Genomic DNA, 15,657 nt, shown 5'->3' with positions numbered 1-15,657 from the left:
GACCCGGCAGGGGTGCGCTCCACCACCCGGCGAACCTTTCCCGGGCCGCTGCCATGGGGAAAAAGGGAGAGATGGGCGCTGCTGCCGAATCGGTGGACGCTGACCCAAGCTTCTTGCGCTTTTTCGAACGCTGTCGGGCTGACGTAGCCGAGCGTCGAATGTCGGCGCGTCGGGTTGTGGAGCCGCTCGACAGGGTCGAACCCGTCGGCACGCGCCTGCTCTCGGGACAGATAGACTTTACGAGCCGTGCGCTCAGTCTTCAACGAACTGGAGAAGCTCTCCATCGCGGAGTTGTCCCATACCTCACCGGCACGGCTCATGCTGCACGTGATGCCTTGCTCCTTGAGCAGCGCCGGGAAGGGTTCGCTCGTATATTGGGCGGATTCAACCGGTCGTCGCAACCCTGGATTGCTGATCGGATGTTAACTATTCGTGCAGCGCTTCTGCCGGCGTTTTCCGCCCAAGCGCCTTCCGAGGCCTTGTGTTCAGTGTATGTGCAACGGCTTGGATCTCTCGTGCGCCCCATCGTGATAGGTCTGTGTTGATTTTCACCAACGGGTGACGCGGGTCAACCTTTGGTGAAAATCAACAGCCGGCCGACGCGCAGCGCCGCGCCCATGCCGTGCGCGCCCACCGGGGCATTGAGAATGGCCTGCACTGGAGCCCGGATGAGGCCTTTGGCGAGGATCGACGCCGCGTGCGGGTCAGCAACGCCGCACAGAACTTCGCCATCCTACGGCGCATCGTCATGAACCTCCTGCGCCGGGATAACACGTACGAGACAGGCCTGAAAAACCACCGCATCCGAGCCTGCGCCTACGACGATTATCTTGCCAGACTCCTTGGCCGGCGCGCTTCTCAGGCCGGTTGATCCTTCGTGCGATTGCCCTGACGCGTCCACCTGCACGGCCCGCACTTCAGGTGTTCACCCGACGTCGGCCTGCTCCCCCCGGGCCGATAATCACGCCATCGCGCTTATGGTCGCGTCATCAATATCATCGACATTGCGGACCCGCACCGTAGGCTGGCCATCCCCTTACCCTGAGGAACTTCGCCGATATGCGGCCATTTGACATTGCGTTCGCGCAAACGCCCTTACGCAGCATCGAGAGCGCTTCCTCCGAGTCGCCCTCGGACCTGATGCAGGACCACTCGAAAGTGTGCCAGGCCTTGACGGAGGTAACCGAGGTCATCAAGCAACTGCCGAGCGTGTTACCCGTGGCGAAGGAGCGCGACGTGATTGATCAGGGCCTGCGCGACTGTGACGCGGCGCTCACGGCGCTACACGAGCATTATCGGCAAGAGGGCGCAACAGCGGGCAAGACCTTCGAATTGGCGCTGGGCGCGGTGCGCACCATTGACGCCACGCGCGACACCCTGCAGAAAAGCAAAGTGGAGCCGAGCGTGGTGGTAACGGTGCTCGAAAAGTTGGGAAGGGCACTCGGTCTGGTGACCGCGATCGTGGCCGGCGCTGCGGCACTGTTTTCGGTGGTGCCGGGCGTAGTGGCGGGCGCCGTCGCGGTGAGTGCGGTGGTGGCTGGGTGCGTCGGGCGGGCGTGGGGGCACCGTCACGCAGAGGAGGCCAGGGCGCTGATGCACGACCTTGAGCGTGCCGACGCCCATCTCAAAAAGGAACTGAAGCCCTTTGTCGACGCGACGACGCGCCTGATCAGCGCCGTGACCCGGGCCAAAATCGAAGAGCACTTGGACCCGACCACGCGGGCTTACGGCGGCGGGTTGATTCATCCCCGTTCCAAGATGGTCGATACGCCCGTGGGGACGCAGGGGGTGCAGGGGGTGCACGGGGCGAAGGGGACGGATACGCACCCGGCCATGATCATGGTCGCTGACCTCGACGGCAGTGACGTGCGCGGGGTCATCGCCGCACTATGGTCCGGCAAGGCCCGGGCCACCGAACGGGGATGTGAGTTGATCGCCATTGTGTTAAAGGCCGAAGCCGTGGCGGCGAAGAATGCGAACTCCAACGGCCTCATTGACTTCCAGCAAAACACGGTCATTCGCGACGCCCTGACCGAGCTGAAGGAGCACCTGACGTTTCACGAAGGCCACACCGAGCTGGTGTTTGTCGGAGATGCCTGTTTCGATCGATTTGGGGTAAATGACCGGTTTCAACACTGGCTGCAAGGGGAATTGAGCGCCAAGGGGGCGCGCTATATGTTGGGCAACCACGATGACATCGAGGTCACGCTCGAGCGTCGACGGGAAACGGACCCACACGCCGAGCCAGACGCCCAGTATGGGGACTATGTGTCCCGTGAAATACCGCTCGAGGAGTGGCAAAAGCACATACAACGGGTGTTCCAGCGCGCGTACTACTCGCCCGCCACCAAGATCCTCACGACGCATCAAGGCGCCACCCTGTTGGGGGATTACATCTTGTGGGCCGGCGGTTATCTGCGGGCAGAGGACTATCGCGATGACCCGCAAAAGTTCGAAGCCGACATAAATGCGCAGAAGCGGATCGCACTGACCAAGCCGAGGGGGGCGACCTTTACGCTGGACGAAAAAAAGGCGATCATGACGTTAATCAAAATGTGCGACCTGGATTTCCTCGCGAATCGGGGTTGTAACTGGGGTCTTCTCCCCAAGGGGCAAACGCAAAGGGGTGGCTTATCATGGGAAAGGTTTTTGCAGTCAGGAGAGGATGAGGAGAACGGGCTCGAGCCCGTCTGGTATGCGCCCGAGGATTTTGATTGGCATGCCGCGGCCGAATATACGGAGAGCAAGGCGCTTCGGAAGGCCCTCCTGAGAGACTTCCGGCCGAGCGATGACGATTGCCTCCGGGTCGGGAAAGTGCTCCGCTGTCATGTGGGGCGCGGTCACACCGGGTTCGCCGACGAGACGAAGCCCGGCCTACTTGCAATGAATTCGCGCAGTCTGGAGGCCGAGAAGGACTTTTCAGCGTATCTGCCTTTCGCCGTCGAAGTTTTCCTGGCGCCCCCCCCGAAGGTCCCTCCCGGGGTCTCCGTGGCCTGAGGGGCCGCCCCGGCCGCCCCGGGCGGACCGACGGCGCGTCCCCGGGGCGAGGGACGCCGGCGTGACGGGGCTCTCTCGCGTCAGCGCGCTCGCGATGCCCGCGGTGATGCCGTCCGAGTCAGCCTGTCGTGGGGCGTACCGTCCCCGCCGCCCGGGGCGGGCGACCGACGGTGCACGGCCAAGCGGGTGGGCGTGTTGCCGGGCCTCGCGATGACACAACGGGACAACGCCGCGCTTTTCAGAGGTTTGCCCAATGCCGAGCGGGATGCCCCCCACCGGCAATACCCGACACGACATTGGCAGCCCGGGGGAGCGAGCGTCGCAGAGGTGCAAGAGGGGTATTGTCAGGTTGTTTAGTTGAGACCGCCCGAGGCGCCCTCTCACAAAACGACGCTCGTTATGCCGCCGCGCGGGCACACAAAGCTCTTTCCCAAGCAGCGAAAGCTTGGGTGCGCACGTCGCGTTTTTGCTCGGTGTTGCGGTGATAGCGGCACGCCATGAACAGGTTCGACACCTGACCATGGACTGAGGCGAAGCGCTGCAATGGGCGTGCCGACTTAACGTGCGTGATGCACGGACATCGTTTCAACTAATATGGGACGATGGAGCTCGAAATCTCAATGCAATTACGCTGGGTGCGTATGTATCACGAGACCGGCAACGCCGGTCTCGGGTGCGCGAGATGTGGCATCTCCAGACCAACGCTTCGCAAGTGGCTGCGCCGCTGCCAAGAGGCGGGAGATGAAGGTCTTCGCGCTCAAAGCCGTCGCCCCTGACCAGCCCGAATCGAAAGGTCTCTGACGCAGATCGCGCAACGATTCTTCGCCTGCGAGCCGAGCGCAAGGGCGCACGGCGGATTCAGAACGCATTGCGCCTCTACGAGCAAAGAGAACTGTCCCTGGCGACCATTCACAAGGTTCTGTGCGAAGCGTCGGTGAAACCGTCGGTTCGCCCCAGGAAGCCGGCACAACCGAGGCGCTACAGCCGTCCGGTTCCCGGAGACCGCGTCCAGATGGACACGATGAAGATTGCACGAGGCGTCTACCGGGACACAGCCATCGATGACTGCCCTCGGTTTCGTGTACGGGCCGTCTACCCTCGAAGAAATGCCCGAAATACGCTGCTTTTCCTTGCTCGCGTCATCGAGGAGATGACGTTTCCGATTCAACGTATCCGGACCGAGCGCGGCGGTGAGTTCTTCGCTGAATCCGTGCAGCGGCGCCTGAGGAACGAGTGCATTAAATTCCGGCCAATGCCACCACACGCGCCGCACCTCAATGGCAAAGTTGAACGTTCGCGGCTTACTGACCTGAACGAGTTCTGGTTCCACCACGTCCTGACAGCGCGGGCAATCGACTTGCGAATCGAAGAGTGGCAGTTCGACTACAACCGGCGTCCGCCACACGGCTCACTCGGTGGAAAGACTCCGATGGACCGCATTGCGGAGCCGGGTGAAAGCACACCTCTCGCGGAAGTGGTGGAAAGTGCGTACGACGAGCGCAAAGAGCGAATTCGGCACCGCGAACGGCGGGTCGACAAAATCCTCGGCGAACATCATCGGCGCGCGTCGGAACCCGTGTTCCCTGCGGGCGACACGGGTTCCGACGCGCGCAAGAAACGGCCTTCAAAAAAGTGAAACGATGTCTGCGAATCGCACACCTTAACGCCGACAGAATGGTCCACCGCAGCATCGCCAACCTGAATCGGACGCCCCGTTTCGGAGCGCCGAACACTCAACCGATTATCTATCACCACCGCCTCTGTATTGAAAGCAACCGGGGCGCAATCCTTGGCTTCCGGAATGACTTTTCTGTGAGTGACTCCCACGAGGCGGAGCAACTCGTTGCCGTCATGGGTCTGCCGGCGTTGGAGTTTGTCGCTGTCCCGCGAATATGCCATTTCCCGCATTTTTGCGAAGCAGTGCCGCTTTGTGGCATCGCACGTGACGGGGTCCAGGAACGAGGTCAGATACACCCTGGCGGCAGACGCGCAGGTCTTGGGGAACCATGGTTCTATGGTTTTCCAAACCTGAGTGAACGAAGCGCGCTGGTCCGTGAGGTGCTTCGTCAACGCAGGGCGCTGTTGCGCACGGTACTTATCATGCAGCGTCCGCAGTTCCGCATGGCGCTTGACGAAAAAATCCTTTTGTTGCGCGGGGTGCTTCTCTGCGGTAGTCCTCGCATCCTCGGGTCCCAATCGCTTCAGGTGCCGTAGTAACCCGGGCGTCGTCACATGCATGGGTTCGCGCCCACTCTTGGCCCCCAGTTCCTTCAGGTGCTGCGCGAAGGTCGTCGTCGTATCCTTCGGGTCGAAGCCCGTTTCAGCGCCCAACTCTTTGAGGTGATCCGCGAGCATTCTGGAAGGGAAGCAGCCCGGGTCGTACCGCGTCTGCTCGACCAGCATGCGTCGCGGCACCCTTATTGAGATAGGTGACTGATCGATGCTGATTATCGCGTTCTTGTGATTGTCGGGGTCGCAGCGCGCCGTAAATCGCCTCAGTTGCGCCGGCGCCGCCATTCCAAACACACTGAGTAAGCCGTCAAATCGCTCTTGGTCGCTCATCCCTGGTTTCGTCATGTCGTTGATGTAACCCGTGGCTTCTTCCCAGCGGGTCTTGCAGAACATGTCTTTGACGGCGTCCCAGAGTTTTTCGCCCCAGCTTTTACAGATCGGCGCGGCGTCTTCTACGCCTGCGGCACGATCGACCTCGGGCCCGCTGATCTTGTCCTCGACGAGCCAGTTGCCGCGAAGCAAGATCGGCGCGGTCATGGTGGGTGGTGGACTCCCAAACAATCCCATGGTGTGTTTGCTCCTGTTTATCGCTGAGAATGACGGCGCGGGCCGTGGCGGGCGTCCGACAGGACGGAGGCCCCCGCGCCTGCGTATAGGAGTCCGAGAATGCTCACCGGCGTCGGTTTGCTCCGATCGCTTCTCGTCGCTACCGAAATCAGTTGGCGATGGCTGAAAGTCCGGCCCCAGCTTGTGGCGTCTTACGATGCAGCCACAGCGGGCGTCGTCGCGTTATTATCAGGCGTGCCCCGGTGATTGGCATCGAGTAAAGACCTGAGGTCATGACCGGTCAGTCGCGTTCCCGCATGCCGCTGTGGCGGGCGGGCGGGGACAGCGGGGCCGGTAGGCCGCACGCACTTCGGATTTTCGCCCCCTGTTGGCCCGGGCGAAGCCGTAGACAATCAGAGCATGCCCTGCACTGCGGCCGGCCGAGACCATCCCGGGAGGTTGGCCTTTTCCGAAAGCCTGATGTCGTTTCTGAAGATCGTCGTCGCCTTACCTTTAACGCGTACGACTCCCCGTTCAAACGATGGCCATGGCGACACCGGCGCCGATGCCAAAGGAATGCGAACCGGATGCCCACGTTGAGGTCGGGCTATGCAAGCCTGCGCGGGTTCGCATCACAGGGCGCACACACTTGCTACGGTCTGGCATCAGGTCAAGCTCATCTCTGCGCAGCGGGTTCTCCCTTTGAAGAGCAACAAGAATGATTTTGTGGACGCTGAGGCGATCCGCGCGGCGTCGTGCCCGGTCATGCGATTCGTGCCCCCGAAGACAGAATGCCGGTAGACCCTTTTTGCACTGCGTCGAGTGCGGGAATCGCTCGTGCGTGATCGTACAGCGACCATAGCGCGGATGCACGGCCTCCCACTTGAATGCGGCATCAGCCTCGTTTGCTCGTGAGGTTGTGCGCGAGGTTGTGCGTGAGGTCGTGCGTGTTGCGCGCCGGCGCACGCGCCATAAACGCCGCCCCCCGGACCTCGGGGTCTTCGGTCCCAAGCTCACGCACGAGCTCGTGCATGGGCGCGACGCCCGTGTCGTCAGAGGACAGCACCGGAATAAATTCGGGCGGGTCGGACAGACCGAACACCGCCCGGATCGACTCGTTGTATATGGGTCGACTTGGGCAAAATTTCACACGCCTTGGCAAAGCTTGCCGTGACACGCGGATAGCGCCCGAGCGAGTCCGATTTTTCCGCTCTCGGGCCACCACAGGGCTCACACCGCGGCCCTCCACGCGCATGGCGCGGCACAAGCGGCACCCCTCGGCACGCAAACAGGGGAAGGTCTCGAACCCGGCGTACCGTCGTCTCGTGAATCCGCGAGCAACGCTTCCCGCATTGCTCGCATAGCGTTACTCGGCTCGATGGCTTCAGAGACAGCGACAGCGTCCGGCTTTCCTGCGAAGGCCACGCCACTCGCTCGACTCGGTATCGCGTCCGGCAACCGAGGGCTTCCAACGCTTTTCCATCCGGCAATTCTCCTCCGAACACCGTCTTCATGGGCGTCAGATTGTCAATTGCCCGGAAAACCTCCACGGTTTTCCACGATGAAGCCAAAGAAGGCCCGGGGGGTCAGCAGCACGCGCCTGAAGCGCGTGGTGGTGGACACGACGGTGACGGAGAAGGCGATTGCGCGGTTGGGCGCAACGTAATAATGAGCCACTTGGGGGTGCACATCAGCATCGTGCCGCCGCCCGGTCGCCGGTCACGCAGGGTTCGGCGTTGGCCCACCGTGGGCGGTGGCCGCCACGCGCACGCCGACCGCGGTGCCGTGCGACCGGTCGTCCGGCCGGAATGTCGCCCGCCGTCGGCCCCATTTCGATCACGTGGCCCCACGATGCCCCTCAGGCTGACGCTGCGCCCGGGCACGATTTGTTTGTTCACGCCCGCCCGGCATGGCTCGCCACCGGCGACGTCATAAACGAATGGAACAGCGTCATTTCGACAGCGCGCCCCGGGGCCGTGGCCTATAAATAAATCGGTCTATACGGCGGGCGACGGGGGAACCCGGGCCCGCCAGCAGCCGGGACTGTCGCGCGCCGTCAGCCCCCTGATGCAACCCCACGGCTCCATAGGAAAGCTTATGTTTTTCCCCATCGTCGCCGACCAGCCCGTTCTCACCTTCCCGGGGAAGGGGAACGATCCCATCACCTACGCCAACTTTCAGCACATCAAGGGCATCCTACGCCGGAAGGATCTGACCGTGATCCGGCCCGACGAACGCGGTATTTTTCAGAAGCTGTGGGATTGGTGCTGCCTGGGGCACGACTACAACGAGATCACCAGGGACGCGGATCAGACGTTGTGGCTAATGCAACACGGCGAAAACGACAAGCTGGACCTCTTCGAGCACTTGCGAGACCAGGTGACGATCGACGACCGGGACAAGTTCGTCTATCTGTCGTTGGACCGCGACGTCGTGCGGTTCTCGCTGAACGAGGTGGATGACGTCCCCATCCATTTCACGGCGGCGCCGCAAGGTGTCCCCGCGGCCATCACCGCGAACCTGTGGCATCCTACGGCGCTGGAACAATCGGCCGAGGCGCGCGTCCCGCAGGGCAATCTTGATGCGTTCGAGCTATACCACAACGCGTCCCGCCCTACGCGGGACATGCTGAACCGGCTCGCCTGCCCGGCCACGTGTATGGCGATATGCCGGGCGATCGATGCGAGCGAACCGGGCCCGGAATCCACGGAGATGGCCAACCCGGAGATGCCGGAGCCCGAGCGCGAGCTCGAGCTGCGCGAGGACGCGCGGCGATGCCGGCCGAGGTTCACCCTGAGCGCGCTGCAGAACGGCCTCATCCGGGCGGACGTGTGTTATGCCACGGGATGGGGGCGGCTCGAGGTCTCATTTCTCATCTGCGAGCCTCGTTATCCAGGGGCGCCCGTCACGGACACCCTGCAGTGCATTTACGCAAAATCGACGCCCGTCGTCTGATTCGCCTGACGCGACGGCGAAGCGGGTCGGCTCGCGCGTCGTGCCGGGGCTCCCGGCGCCGGCGCACCGCTGTCGCTGCAAGGCCCTGGCCCGCCTGACGAACCCCGATCCGGCTGAACCGGCGGAGCGGGCGACGTGTTATGAACGGCACGCGAAACGCACGGAAAGGAGCCGAAAAGGAAAGTGGCCGCCCACAATGGTGGATCCCTGGCTCGCGCCGCGCATGCGGGCGCCCCGGTTCAAAATTGCAACCCTCAACGCCGGCGCGGTCGACCCCGCCGCACGGCGTCTCAAGGGCAATGAGTCCTGGCGTTTCACGACCGGTTCGGCAACGTCTCGGGTATCGCGGAAAAAGGCCCCAAGGGCACGGAAACCGACGACTTATCCCCGCAGAAGTGGATGGACCACGCTGTTGGGGGCGGGTCAAATTTTGCTGCCCCGCGGGGCAACATTGGGTGAAAATCAACAGGCGTGCCGCCTCATCGGGTCCCCGTGAACGGGCCGGTGTTGCCGCCTCCTCCCGGGCCTCATCGGTGTAGCGACGATTCGGTACGCCTTTTCGCCCCTATCGTCCTGCGTTCAACAGGTTATCCAACTTCTGTGCGGCACGTCGTTTCGAGGCAAGGTCAGGATACAACTCAATGGGCACGATCCGTCCGTCTATCGGAAGGACGTGCTCACTCGATTGCCGACGCACTAAGCCGGCGACATGGCGCACCTGCGTTCGCATCATGGGAAGCCGGCAGCCACCTGATTGGCGGGAAGCGGCATTGGGGGATGGGTTGGCCGGAGGCTGACATGGCTTCTTCCTGTCCCCTTTCCTGACGACGTGATCGGACTCTGAATCGCAGCGCCACTTAAATCGGGGCAGACGTCACGGCCAACAGCAGGCTCAGGCAGCGCGGGCCCGGGAGCACTTCTTCGCGGGTAAAGAATTTTCGCGAGAAGGGATGCCGGCCTCCGTGCTCGAGTACCGTTATTGCCGTCTCAACGGTACTGATGTCATACATTGGTGGCTGTTTGCTTCCGGGCACCCGGCAACAGTGCTTGCCCGCGTCGAAGCGCTGCAATGCGACAAGGTCTTGAAAAAAGTCCATGCGAATCCGGATTGAGCCTGACGCAAAAGCCCTTGCTCCTCCCCGTTCGTAGGATCCAGGTCCCTCTCACGCGCAGCGATGACCGCGTTGATGAATTGGGGCAGGAGCGCAGGCTTAACGGAGCCTACCCTGGCCACGTCAAGCGGCGTGTCATCGGCCACCGCGTTCCGGAGGGCCTCCGCCGCCGCCGACGCTGCCTGCGTATGCGCTTTCCGGTCCGCGCGCAGGTAGGCTTGCTCGGCCTCACGATACCGGTTTGCGGCGTGTTCGTAGGCGCGTCCGGCTTCCTCAGGCAGCGGTGGTATTTCCTTCAAAACAGGCGTGCGCGCCCTCCGCAGAAGGGCGCCTCACGCGGCGTTGCGACTGGCTGTCTCGGGACGCGTGGCGGTATTGCCGCCCTCCGAAATAACGACGTACGTCGGTAACTCGTGCCAGGCTTGTGGCAGAACCATCAGGTGCGCCTCGATGACAGGGGCTCCACCGCCATGGCGCGCGACGGGCATGACAAACACGCAATCGTGCAGTCGTCGAATCGATGGCGCGCCGTTCGGCTCGATGTGCGCCCATGTCATGCTGCGCAGCCGGTCGACGAAGTAGGCAATGATGTCGGACTCGGACGGCATTTCCACGCCAATGACGCGGGCGAACTCGTCATGCGCGAACTTTTTCGCAAGCGCGGCGGTTTCGGTCATGTTGGCCTGCACGGCAACTACTCTCATTGAAGTCTCCTTGCTGATGGTTTCTTAAAGCGTGTCCGCCGAGACTCGCGCCGGCTGCCCGTTCTGTCTCGAGCCACGCGCGCCGACTTTCGAGAGGTGGCGCTTTTTAGGGAATTAGGCTCGTGCCCGCGCCCCTGCGAGACTTCGGTCGTTGCCCCCTGAGGAGGCGGGAGGTCGACACCGCCCACTGAACCTCACCGACCCTGCGCGCTCGGTCGGGACGAATAGGCTCCCTTAACGTCCGGAACGAGCATACCGTGACGCGAGAAGCTAACGAGTGTCAGCCCCGGCGGCGTCCGCGGCGTGAAGGGCTTTCGCGGGCGGGCGCCACGCAGCGGCGCGGCGTCGCGGCTAAGCCACGCGCGATTTGCCCCAGAGCAAATCGTCGGCGCAAACCGTCAGCGCAACCGGCGCCGACAATTTTACGCGGCCCATTCTCGACGATCTCTCGCCGTGAAGCGCAGGAAACCCGCGCGTGATCAACGGCGTTCTTCGCATCGACAGATACGCGCTTCGCACTGCGCCTCGCAACGGCTGCGACCCCCGCGCCGCGGTGCTTGCCGGCAAAGTTGACCGCGTCGCCGCGGCAACGTCCTTCGCGCCGCCTCCAACGGCGCGCAGTCGCATTGCTGCAAACGCCGGGCGGCGCATTGCGCCCCCCTTTGTCCCGCCCCGGCGGCGCCTTGATTTGCCCGAGCGGGGCTGTTTGGCACCGGCGGCGGGCCGAGCCGGAGCGTCGTCAGCCTGCACGGCCTGCGCCGGGCACGCGGCGCTGGCGCCCGTGCCGTCACTTGGGCGCCGCTGCGTAGGAGGGTTTATTCGCACCGGTCCTTTCGCTGCAGCGCGGCGAGAAACCCGTTCGTCTCCAGTAGCAAGGCGTCGTGCGCCGGGCGCGTCAGCGGACTGTCGTCGAACGCCCCGAGCAGGGTGTCGAGCTCTGCGCGAAAGCCGCGTTCCACCGCTTCGGGAGAGTCATGCGCGCGCGCGAGCGAGCGGAGTGCGAGCGAATGGACGGCGATCTGCGCACCGATTCGGGTGAGCCCGTCATCCATCGTCTGCGTTCTTTCAAGAAAATACTGAGCAATTCTGGCCACTTTGTTTTCAAGCGGTTCGAGCGGCTCGTGGGGCGGCACAACCGTAGGGTCTTGCATGCAATCCTCATGGTGCTGCACGGCGCAAGGGCTGACGGGGTCGCCCGGCCCGCCGCATCGTAAGCCGCCGGGGCGCCGGGTGCGGCGCGTCTGCACTGGCGGCGCGTGCGTGGCGACCTGCCGTGCCCTGCTCCGTGTCCCGCGCATGGCGTGCCCTGTTGGGCGAACGCGCGGGCTCGGTGGCACGGCGCCGGCCGTCGCGGCGCATCGTTTAGCAGGACTTCGCCGGGCAGCGCGAAAAAATAAGGGATTTCCGTGGCCGCAGACGCGCACGCGCGTAAAAAACAAACATCGGCCTTTGTTTCGGCCGCAGTATAGAGGATCCGAGCGCCGGGAACTTTCGTATTTGGGCCGCCACTTGCGTTTATTGGCGATGCAGGGACGCGAGTGTGGCGAGGGGTGGGTTTGCCGAGCCCCCGGCAGCCCTGCGCCGCGCAGCTCTTGACCCGGCAAAACCCGCCCGGGTGGAGCGCCTGCAGCGAATGCCTCAGCCGGGGTTTTGGACCCGCCCGCCTCTTGCAGACATCGTCGAGCCGTCATTTCGGGTAGCCGACCGGTGCCTACGTGGCGCAGGTCGTGAAATCTCAAATCCTGATTTTGCGGAAACTGGCATGCGCGTGTGAGTGCTGCTCCAACGGCGTCGGTGGTGTGCGGGACGATTCGGTCTTCGCCTTCCAGTTGCGGGATTGCAGACAGAATGCGCATCGCTGCCGGGGGAAGGTCGCACCGGACGTCGTTGCCGATCTTTTGTCCCGGGTGCTTCATGTCCCGAACTAATATCGTGAACCATTCCTATCCAAGTTCGACCACTTGATCGTCACGATCTCCTACGGGCGGCGCGTCGCACATATTGCGAACGGCACGATGTACTGCATGGGCGCGCTTTTTGGATGTCGTTCGCGAATTCCCACGAAGTGTTCGAGCAGTGAAGCGCAGCAAAACTTGCACGTCTCGCCCGCGTGGCAGACTTGGCCGTGTGAGCGAGGTGGCATAGCACTCGTCGCGCATCCTTCAGCGCTGGCTCCGCCAGCGGACAGCCCCGAGCCGGTCGCGCGACGTTGACGACCGCCCCGATGCGAGACCTACAGTTGCTCACGGTTTGGGGAAGTGCGTCCAGGCGCTTCGCGAAATCACCGTCATCGGTGCTTCCCAACTGGCTGCAACGCTGCTCCCCGATGGGCGCTCGTGCGACGGCATTCAAGACTTGGGCTGTCGTCCGCCCGATTTTCGTGCTCGATTCGTCGACGTCCTAATCACTTCGCCAAACAGAGGGGCAACCACCGCTGCGGCCTCGATGGCCCCCGGACGCGCCCCCTCCTTCACCCGCTTGATGATCCACGCCGCCGCAGCCTGCTTGCGATCAAACGTCTTCGCCTCGGTGTGCGCCCCCGGCCACCGCGCTTCGGGCGGATCTGTGCCGTGTACCCTATCCTTTTGGTTCATCGCGCAATAGCGTGGAGGGATTTGACAAGTTTTCGTACTCTTGATGGCAGGAATTTGCCATCAGGAGTGCGTGGAGATGCTGGATCGCAAGCTGCTGGAGTCGCTGGGAGGCTGGCAGGGCTATGCCGTCGAACGCGTGGAGTGGCCCGAGGGCACAGGGCGCACGCTGTCGATCTATTTGAAGCCAACCGCCAAGGTGATGCTGTGCGAGCAGTGCGGCGCACGATGTCGCCAGGTCCATGAGACCACGGTGCGCCGGGTGCGAGATCTGCCGTTATTTGAGTACCGGGTTGTTCTTCATGTTCCACGCCGGCGCTTGTTGTGTGAGCAATGCGGTGGCCCGCGCCTGGAGCGGCTTACTTGGCTGGGTCGCTACCAGCGGGTGACGGATCGGCTTGCGGCGGCCTGCAGCCAATTGCTGCAATCGAGCAACGTGCAGGCGGTGGCGAGGTTCTTCGAGCTGGGTTGGCATACCGTCAAGACGCTGGACAAGGCCCGGCTCCGAGCGTCAGTGCGCGAACCGGATTGGTCCAGGATCGAGTATTTAGCGATGGACGAGTTCGCCCTGCATAAAGGGCATCGGTACGCGACGGTAGTCGTCGATCCGATCAGCAGGCAGGTGCTGTGGATCGGCCCAGGACGCTCACGCGAGACGGCTCGGGCGTTCTTCGAGCAATTGCCGCGTGGGGTCGCCCAACGCATCAAGGCCGTAGCCATCGACATGACTACGGCCTACGAGTTAGAAATCCAGGCCCACTGCCCACGGGCGGAGATCGTCTATGACTTGTTCCATGTCGTGGCCAAGTACGGACGAGAGGTCATTGATCGGGTGCGCGTGGATCAGGCCAACCAACTGCGCCAGGACCGTCCCGCGCGCCGGGTCATCAAATCGAGCCGCTGGCTGTTATTGCGCAACCGCGACAAGCTAGACCGGCAGCAGGCCGTCCGGCTCGACGAATTGCTGCAAGCCAACCAGCCGCTGCTGACGGTCTATGTCCTGAGGGACGAACTCAAGCGGCTCTGGTTCTACCGAAGACCTGCCTGGGCAAAACAAGCCTGGCACCACTGGTGCGAGCAGGCCGAGCAAAGCGGAATAGCCCCCTTGAACACCTTCGCTCAGCGTCTGAAAGGCTATCTGCATGGCATCCTGGCCAGATGCCGACATCGTCTAAACACCAGCATCGTTGAGGGCATTAACAACACTATCAAGGTCATTAAGCGGCGCGCCTACGGCTACCGAGACCAGGAATACTTCTTCCTCAAAATCCGCGCCGCCTTCCCCGGTAATGCTCAATGAACCATCCTTTTGTCCGTTCGTTCCCGTGTTGAGATTGTTCCCATAGTTTTTCGTCGGAGCTGCACCGTGGCACTTGGGTGCTAAAACGAGCTCGAATGGCGACTGAAATTGGGAAATCCGGCACCACGCTTTTTGCTGTACGCGACTGTTGCTGTAAGAGATTTTTGATGAATTTACCTCCCGCCGCGTCGGGGTGGCGCCGATGAAGGGATAATGCCATCGACATTCCAGATACCGGAGATCACATGGCCAAGTCGTTCCAGCGCTATACCCTGCACGTGCAATTGCTGCATATCGAGCCGCCCATCTGGCGTCGCATCACGGTCGAGGGTCCCGACACCCTGCGCAAACTCCATCACATCCTGCAAGCCGCCTTCGGCTGGGAAGACGCCCATCTCCACGACTTCCTGATCGACGGCAAGACGTATGCCCAGCTCGATATCGACGCAGGACTGGAGCTCATGGACTTGGCCAAGACGTTGGATGACCGGAAAACCAAGCTGAATAAAGTGCTCCGGCCTGACTCGCACATCATTTACCAATATGACTTCGGTGACGGTTGGTATCACCGGATCGTCGTCGAAAACATGGAAACGATTGAAGACGAAGCCTGGGGCGAGTCCAGGGTTCTCGATGGCGCGCGTGCCTGCCCGCCCGAAGATGTCGGGGGTCCGCGCGGATATGAAGTGTTCCTGAGCGCCGTGCGCGATAACCCGCACAGCGAGGCGGCCACGCACTACCGTCAGTGGGTCGGCCCGGGGTTCGATTCAGAGCGATTCGATATACGGGCTGCCAATGCAGCATTGATGCGACTGGCGACCAATCGATGGGGAAATCGATAGCCCGTCAAGACGGCCGGGGGCACACGCTGACTTGTAGACGACCGGGCGGACCGGCGCGCAGTGGCACTCGGCGACACGCGCCCCGGCAAGCCGTCCGATCATCGACTGAACGACGCTTCCCCCGGTCGGTTGCGTGATGAATTCCGCAACTTGCATGCATTCGTCGTGCGCCACGACCTCGGCGAAAAAATGACGGCTGAAATGACGGCTGGGCGGCACGACCCCAACCATCATCGTCCCCATGGCTCGCTCGGCCCTCCGAGCTCAAGCGAGTTCGTCCAAAAAAGGTCGGTACCCCCCAAAGAGGCAACCGCTCCGAAACACCCCGGAGGGTGTGGAGGCTTCAACGCTTCAGGGACGGTAGCCATGAATAAGGAG

General features: G+C 62.7%; 8 protein-coding genes and 6 pseudogenes. 6 read left to right on the top strand and 8 right to left on the bottom strand.

What is annotated here, in order from left to right:
• Nucleotides 1-119: 119 nt before the first annotated feature.
• Nucleotides 120-386, bottom strand: a pseudogene (locus tag MB84_RS31175) (integrase core domain-containing protein); the annotation flags it as partial.
• Between the two features lie 40 nt (nucleotides 387-426).
• Nucleotides 427-540: pseudogene (locus MB84_RS30185) on the bottom strand (IS30 family transposase); the annotation flags it as partial.
• A gap of 519 nt (nucleotides 541-1,059) precedes the next feature.
• Here MB84_RS30185 and MB84_RS25315 point away from each other — a divergent pair.
• Nucleotides 1,060-2,997 carry a hypothetical protein gene (locus tag MB84_RS25315; protein WP_052654398.1) on the top strand — a complete coding sequence of 646 codons (1,938 nt, stop codon included), beginning with the start codon at nucleotides 1,060-1,062 and terminating at the stop codon, nucleotides 2,995-2,997.
• A gap of 397 nt (nucleotides 2,998-3,394) precedes the next feature.
• Here MB84_RS25315 and MB84_RS31795 read toward each other — a convergent pair.
• A pseudogene (locus MB84_RS31795) lies at nucleotides 3,395-3,556 on the bottom strand (IS6 family transposase); the annotation flags it as partial.
• Between the two features lie 61 nt (nucleotides 3,557-3,617).
• Between MB84_RS31795 and MB84_RS29310 the strand changes: the two are divergent.
• Nucleotides 3,618-4,633, top strand: a pseudogene (locus tag MB84_RS29310) (integrase core domain-containing protein).
• Here MB84_RS29310 and MB84_RS25310 read toward each other — a convergent pair.
• On the bottom strand, nucleotides 4,552-5,766 hold the full coding sequence (locus MB84_RS25310) for a hypothetical protein (RefSeq protein ID WP_052654396.1): 1,215 nt from the start codon (nucleotides 5,764-5,766) through the stop codon (nucleotides 4,552-4,554). The pseudogene MB84_RS29310 and the gene MB84_RS25310 overlap by 82 nt on opposite strands.
• Nucleotides 5,767-6,384: 618 nt before the next feature.
• Between MB84_RS25310 and MB84_RS29305 the strand changes: the two are divergent.
• Nucleotides 6,385-6,678, top strand: a pseudogene (locus tag MB84_RS29305) (IS110 family transposase); the annotation flags it as partial.
• Here the strand turns inward: MB84_RS29305 and MB84_RS25305 are convergent.
• Together MB84_RS25305 and MB84_RS31170 are read right to left on the bottom strand one after the other, a co-directional pair.
• The gene (locus MB84_RS25305; RefSeq protein ID WP_052654394.1) at nucleotides 6,671-6,877 is read right to left on the bottom strand and encodes a hypothetical protein; all 207 of its coding nucleotides are present in this window, start codon (nucleotides 6,875-6,877) and stop codon (nucleotides 6,671-6,673) included. The pseudogene MB84_RS29305 and the gene MB84_RS25305 sit on opposite strands and share 8 nt — an antisense overlap.
• A 10-nt stretch (nucleotides 6,878-6,887) precedes the next feature.
• A pseudogene (locus tag MB84_RS31170) lies at nucleotides 6,888-7,265 on the bottom strand (ISL3 family transposase); the annotation flags it as partial.
• A gap of 607 nt (nucleotides 7,266-7,872) precedes the next feature.
• Here MB84_RS31170 and MB84_RS25300 point away from each other — a divergent pair.
• On the top strand, nucleotides 7,873-8,730 hold the full coding sequence (locus MB84_RS25300; RefSeq protein ID WP_052654392.1) for a hypothetical protein: 858 nt from the start codon (nucleotides 7,873-7,875) through the stop codon (nucleotides 8,728-8,730).
• A 1,444-nt stretch (nucleotides 8,731-10,174) separates the two neighbouring features.
• Here the strand turns inward: MB84_RS25300 and MB84_RS25290 are convergent.
• Both MB84_RS25290 and MB84_RS25280 read right to left on the bottom strand, forming a co-directional pair.
• Nucleotides 10,175-10,546, bottom strand: coding sequence for a hypothetical protein (locus MB84_RS25290; protein ID WP_157122971.1), 372 nt, complete (start codon nucleotides 10,544-10,546; stop codon nucleotides 10,175-10,177).
• Nucleotides 10,547-11,361: 815 nt separating this feature from the next.
• The gene (locus MB84_RS25280; RefSeq protein WP_157122969.1) at nucleotides 11,362-11,697 is read right to left on the bottom strand and encodes a hypothetical protein; all 336 of its coding nucleotides are present in this window, start codon (nucleotides 11,695-11,697) and stop codon (nucleotides 11,362-11,364) included.
• Between the two features lie 1,519 nt (nucleotides 11,698-13,216).
• Between MB84_RS25280 and MB84_RS25270 the strand changes: the two genes are divergently transcribed.
• On the top strand, nucleotides 13,217-14,437 hold the full coding sequence (locus MB84_RS25270; protein ID WP_046289972.1) for an ISL3 family transposase: 1,221 nt from the start codon (nucleotides 13,217-13,219) through the stop codon (nucleotides 14,435-14,437).
• 245 nt (nucleotides 14,438-14,682) lie between these two features.
• Nucleotides 14,683-15,279, top strand: a complete 597-nt coding sequence (locus MB84_RS25265) for a plasmid pRiA4b ORF-3 family protein (RefSeq protein WP_052654382.1) — start codon at nucleotides 14,683-14,685, stop codon at nucleotides 15,277-15,279.
• Nucleotides 15,280-15,657: the final 378 nt, after the last annotated feature.

The organism is Pandoraea oxalativorans (assembly GCF_000972785.3).
GTDB lineage: Bacteria > Pseudomonadota > Gammaproteobacteria > Burkholderiales > Burkholderiaceae > Pandoraea > Pandoraea oxalativorans.
This window is presented reverse-complemented; position numbering and strand designations above follow the sequence as displayed.